The 4506-nt window shown below is 40.7% G+C and carries 3 protein-coding genes; all 3 read right to left on the bottom strand.

Going from position 1 to position 4506, the window contains the following annotated elements; genetic code table 11:
- Window positions 1–288: 288 nt before the first annotated feature.
- Complete coding sequence (locus tag KDK14_RS20590) at window positions 289–1425, bottom strand: hypothetical protein (protein WP_257267111.1); 1137 nt, start codon at window positions 1423–1425, stop codon at window positions 289–291.
- Between the two features lie 217 nt (window positions 1426–1642).
- Window positions 1643–2887 carry a hypothetical protein gene (locus KDK14_RS20585; protein ID WP_257267110.1) on the bottom strand — a complete coding sequence of 415 codons (1245 nt, stop codon included), beginning with the start codon at window positions 2885–2887 and terminating at the stop codon, window positions 1643–1645.
- Between the two features lie 96 nt (window positions 2888–2983).
- Window positions 2984–4135, bottom strand: a complete 1152-nt coding sequence (locus tag KDK14_RS20580) for a hypothetical protein (RefSeq protein WP_257267109.1) — start codon at window positions 4133–4135, stop codon at window positions 2984–2986.
- Window positions 4136–4506 lie beyond the last annotated feature (371 nt).

Below are 4506 nucleotides of genomic sequence, written 5' to 3'. Positions count from 1 at the left end.
AGGAGTACAGGATTGTTCTGAATTGCATTCAGGCGAAGTGATTTCAAGCATCTATTAAGAATAGCTGAACAGGGCTATTGATGCTTGAATAATCGATTTAGCGAATGGTTACCGGAATTCTCCATCCATAGCGCCTAAGGAACTGTCTTTTAATAATTTCCCGATTTCCGTTCACCCTGAGCTTGTCGAAGGGGCGTACCACCGAACTTCAACAAGCTCAGTCAAGTCAGGCAATGAAAATAGGGAAGTTATTTCCAGACAACTCCTTAATGTCCACCCTGAGAAATTTCAGACAAATGTTGTCCTATCTTCAGGCAATGGAGTCAAGCTTTTAATAAGCTCTTTAGCAGCGGCTATAGCAGGAAAGACGCTATTGGGTCCAGAAAAACACCCATTAATCATTTCAGTGGCACGCTCTAGTGCCCTTGCAATAGCCGTGTCATCTGGGAGTCCCGGGGTTAGTTCTTGCTCTTCTGTTTTTAGCAACAAGATCAAGGCAGATTGCAAGTATGAACCAAGGTCTTTCTCAAGGAATGTTCTACTCACTTTTGCCAGCACCAAGGCTTCCTTGCTCATTTGAGATACAGGGCGTGATAACGCCTGTATGCATTGATTTATTTTATCTTCAGGAACACGCTTTGTTTTTAACTCATGAGCCAAGACTTTTGTATTGGTAAAATGTTGTTCTAATTCATTGCATTTACTCAAATAGTTAGTTCTATACTGATGAAAAAGATCAGGTACAGGATATCTGAAATTAGCAGAAAAATTGGCCAGATCCTCTGCTTTTTCAAACTTCAGCGCCTTAATAGATTCCGGGAGAGGGCCTAAAATGGCACCTTTTGTCATCTGATAGCTTAATAGATCCAGTACATCTTGAACAGGTTGTCTTGTCTCTTTCGAAAACCACTGATTGACAAGCTGTTTTACAAAGATTCCTCGTACATCTATCATTCTGATTCCGTGTGCTGCCGTGGGTCTGCAGTCATCTAACGAAATTGCCCTAAAATCGCCTTCCAAGGCTTGCAAACGCATTTCGCTGCTGCCATGAATGTCTCTTTTATTAATAAGATTATCTTGAATTTTAAGAACTTCTGCAAGATATTTATAACCTTCTTTAGAAATGGAGTAGTGGGCATCAACAAGGTTGCACTGGGCCAGCACCAGTGTCAGGAAGTTATTAATATTCTCAATGTTGTTTTCGTCTCCCTGAAAAAGGCAAAAACTGTCAACAAAAGGTCTGAGTGCTTGACTGGTCTCAGGGTGTTGCGTTAACTCGGCTTTAGCTCTTTTTAGCCGATCTTCAAAATGTGTATGAAGGATCGAGTCTTTGTAGAGTTCCTGCGTTTCAAGACCTCCATCAATGGTTTTAATAACTGAAAAAGTCAGGTTTGATGAAGGTAAATAGGGTGAGGTGGAAATCATGGTTGATTCTCCTGGAGTTCAAAGTATTAATTTTGGCCGTGTGATTGTATTCAATTATCTGCATTTGCGCAAATAACTTTTATGACCGACCAGGTATAAATTTTTTTCATTTAATTGAACCTTTTTGAGCCACCTATTGTTTCCCGTAAAGATACAATGGTCCTATATTTTTACGGGAAACGTTTAATTAAAAGTCGACGTTTTTAAAAAAAAATCTTTAAACAAATGTCGTGAAATCTTTTGGCAATGGAGTCATGCCTTTAACAAGGGTGTCAACGGCCACTTTAAAGGCTTCTTCTTTGCGTACAAAATACTTCATAAACTTTCGATCACATCTACCGAGCGCTGTTGCAAAAGCTGAGGCATCTGAGAGTACGGGGGTATTTTGAAATGCTTCTGTTTTCAGCGACAATATCAGGGCAGCTTTCAAGTAAAATTGCAAATCTTTCTCTGTTTCTGGTATGAGCATTACTGCCACTGTCAGCGCGTCTGAGGACATTTTAGATACAGGCTGAGACAGTGCGTGTTTCACTCGTTCTATTTTATCGTCATCAATCTCGTCTTTTAATTCGCTGGAGAGATCTTCTGAATAGACAAAATAATGTTCAAATTCACTGCATTTACTCAGAAACTCAATTCTTGCCTGTTTAAAAATATCAGAATTAGGATATCTTAAATTTGCAGAAAAATCGGCCAGGTCTTTTGCATTACCAAATCTCAGCATCTTGATATTATCTGAGAGAGGGCCTATGTCTGTCCCTTCTGTTATTTGATAGTTTAATAGCACCAGTGCGTTACTTATGGTTTGCTGTGACTCTGGCGCAAACCACTGTTTGACAAGCTCATTTGTCCAGGAGATTCGAACATGACGCAATGCGACATAAGGGCGATGATCGGCCATGTAGGTGTTGTCTTTCATTGAAAGCTCTGATAAGTCCTGTGCCGTTTTTGCCAGACAGGATTCATTGGCCAAGATGCCCTGTAAATAAGAATTTGGGCTTTTAGAGGCTTCTTCCTTAATGTCACTGACATCGGAGGGCGCACCATCCTTAATGGACACAGAGCCGGATTCATTACTTTCAAACAGTTCCCTTTTATTAACAATATCAGCTTGAATTTCAAGAACCTCTTTAAGCTGTCTTATACCCTCTTCATTGGCTAAATTGGATAGGGTGAGTGCCAGAGACAGAAAATTATTTTTTTTATCAATTTTTTCATCAACAGTATCAGCAGCGTCTTGAAAAAGGCAAAATTTGTCAACAAGTATACTGAGTACTTCACTGGTCCGGGGGTGTTTCATTAATTCGTCTTTAGCCTTTTCCACGCGGTCTGCAAAGGCTCTCTGAACCGGTGAGCTATGGTATATTGTCTCAACAGGTTCGTTCGGATTATCTCCCTCTGTTTCTGTTGATAAGGTTGCTATTTGATTTGTCGGGGGGAGTATAGATGAGAATGAAAGCATCGATGATTCTCCTGAAGATTAGTTAGTTAAGAAATGTCTATGTGATAACGACATTCGACGTAGCAATTGGTATGACTGCTTACAAGTTTCACAATTTTAAACAAATGCTGTCGTATCTTTAGGCAGCGGAGTCAGGCTTTTGACAAGCAGTTCAGCGGCGCTTTCATCAATATAGATAGCTTTGCCTTGTGAATATGAATAACAGTTCATAATCAGACGGTTACTGCGATTGAGTGCCATGGTAATAGCCGCGTCATCTGAGAGTTCGGGGGTTTGTTCCTGAAATTCTGTTTTTAGCAACAATATCAGGGCGGCTTCCAGGTAGGATTCCAGGTCTTTTTCTTCGCAGGTTCTGCTCGTTATTGCCAGTACCAGGGCTTCTTTGTTCATTTCAGAGACAGGGCAGGATAACGCCTGTATGGCTTGTTCCATCATATTATCTGGAACGTGCCCGGCTTTTAACTCATTAGCCACCAGGTCTTTTGCATGGGTAAAATACTGTTCTAATTCACTGCATTTACTCAAATACTCACGTCTATCATGACTAAAAAGATCAGGGTTAGGGTATCTTAAATTGGCAGAGAAATTGGCCAGGTTATCAGCCTTGCCAAAGGTTAGTCCCTTAATGGTTTCCGGAAGAGGCCCTATATTAGAGCCTTTTGTCATTTGGTAGTCTAATAGTACCAGCGCATCATTGATGGGTTGCCTTATCGCTTCCGGATACCACTCATCGACAAGTTCCGCTACAAAAGTATGCCGTATATCTATCAATTTGAGTCCATAGGGTGATTCGGGCAATTCGTTACGGTCGGTCAGTGAAATTTCTGACATGCCCTGTTTCAGTGCTTGCAGGCGGGATTCACAGCTCCCACGTACTTCTCTTTTATTAATCAGGTCATCTTGAACTTTAAGAATATCTACAAGCTCTTTAATCCCGTCTCTTTGGTCAAGAGTGTCATGGGTGTGGGTCAGATTGCACTGGGCCAGTACCAGTGTGAGGAAATTATTTATGTTCTCAATATTGTTTTCAGCGTCCTGAAAAAGGTGAAAATTGTCAACCAGCACACTGAGCGTATCCCGTGTCTCGGGGTCTTGAGTTAACACAGCTTTTGCCTTGGCTAACCGATCTTCAAAAGACTTCTGAAGAATTGAGTTTTCATAAATTTCCTCGGTGTCAGTGACTTCATCCTGGTGGCAAACAGATAGTGATATTTTTGTTGAAGGTGGTAGAAGTGAAGGTGCAATCATTGATTATTATCCTGTAATACATATTGGATTGGTACGGTATATTTTCTATTTGCTGAACTTTACGTAGATTTCAATTATTCATTAATTGAGAAACCCAGAAATTCAGACCAGTCAAATATGCATTGGTTCCAATGATTCGTGTCAATGAATTGTAAGCAAACAGATGAAGCTGTTTTTCCTTAATTCAGCCCAAGGTTAGTATACTTGGCTAAACATTTATAGTTGATTTTTAAGAAAGACTGCTCAATCGCTGGCTGGCAGGGGTGGTCTTCTGGCAGGGTGGTAGAATCGAATGCACGCTCATGCAGAAATAGAACAGCAATTCCCGACAATCATCCGTCTTAAGTCGTATAACATTGTATTATCCAAGC

The organism is Endozoicomonas sp. ONNA2, from assembly GCF_024606365.1.
Taxonomy (GTDB): Bacteria; Pseudomonadota; Gammaproteobacteria; order Pseudomonadales; family Endozoicomonadaceae; genus Endozoicomonas.
This window is presented reverse-complemented; position numbering and strand designations above follow the sequence as displayed.

Coding starts and splice junctions, on each gene's coding strand:
- KDK14_RS20590 (WP_257267111.1), bottom strand. CDS start 1,425: ATGATTTCCACCTCACCCTATTTACCTTCATCAAACCTGACTTTTTCA.
- KDK14_RS20585 (WP_257267110.1), bottom strand. CDS start 2,887: ATGCTTTCATTCTCATCTATACTCCCCCCGACAAATCAAATAGCAACC.
- KDK14_RS20580 (WP_257267109.1), bottom strand. CDS start 4,135: ATGATTGCACCTTCACTTCTACCACCTTCAACAAAAATATCACTATCT.